General features: G+C 53.6%; 1 protein-coding gene. It reads right to left on the bottom strand.

Annotated elements, in window-relative coordinates; genetic code table 11:
• Positions 1-264 precede the first annotated feature (264 nt).
• Positions 265-684, bottom strand: a complete 420-nt coding sequence (locus tag ACDP63_RS25060) for a hypothetical protein (protein WP_409928880.1) — start codon at positions 682-684, stop codon at positions 265-267.
• Between the last annotated feature and the right edge of the window lie 87 nt (positions 685-771).

Raw genomic sequence — 771 nt, 5'->3', positions numbered from 1 at the left:
ATGAAAGCTCCGCGCGTCGGGCGATTGCTCAACCTGCGCCAATTGGCGTAAACACTAACCGGGCTCCGGTCGCGGCTGGATGAAAGTTCAGGGGCAGGTCACCCACCCTCCAGACCCCTGTTCCACCAAGGCTGCATCCCACAGGAGGGAAAAGATAAGAAAGGTCAGGACGAGAACGAGGTGACGGCGGGTGAAGAGCACTCCCTTCATGAATAGATGTCTGAACATATATCTACCTTATGAGGACGATAAAAAGCCTGAACCTTAGGTTGCAGGAGGAGACTGATCTGGGGGAGTAACACTGTTAATCATGCCTCGATTCAATCGCCGAAGTAGCAAGGCAACGATTGCAAATACAATCGCGCCAAACAGATCCCCGTCAAAAAGCGTGGCCTTGACGGCAGCGAAGACAAGAAGTGCAATCAAGGCAAGAAGAAAGTAGTATAGGAACTGCACAAAGCCGTGAGCACCTTCTAGCTTGGCCTTGAATATCGCGTCATCTACAGCCTCCTCATCGACAGGCAGATCATCGGTATCGACGCATTCCTCCTCTGCTTCGTCGGGGCTTTCCTTGCTCTGGGTTCCCCGCACCCCCCAAGCTCGCATTTCTGCTTGCTTTTCCTCGAGTTCTCTTTCGCGTTTGCGCGCAGCGATCTTCTGTTGCAGATCGACTCTGTTGCACAAATTGACTGACGGTCAGAGTTCCCCTTTCCCCCGACGGAGTCATCCCACGGCTTGAGTTTCGGGTATGCCGAGTGCGGTGAAGCCGTT

The organism is Paracoccus sp. P2 (assembly GCF_046335115.1).
GTDB classification, from domain to species: Bacteria; Pseudomonadota; Alphaproteobacteria; order Rhodobacterales; family Rhodobacteraceae; genus Paracoccus; species Paracoccus pantotrophus.
The sequence above is the reverse complement of the archived record's forward strand: the minus strand, read 5'-3'. Positions and strand labels throughout refer to the sequence as shown.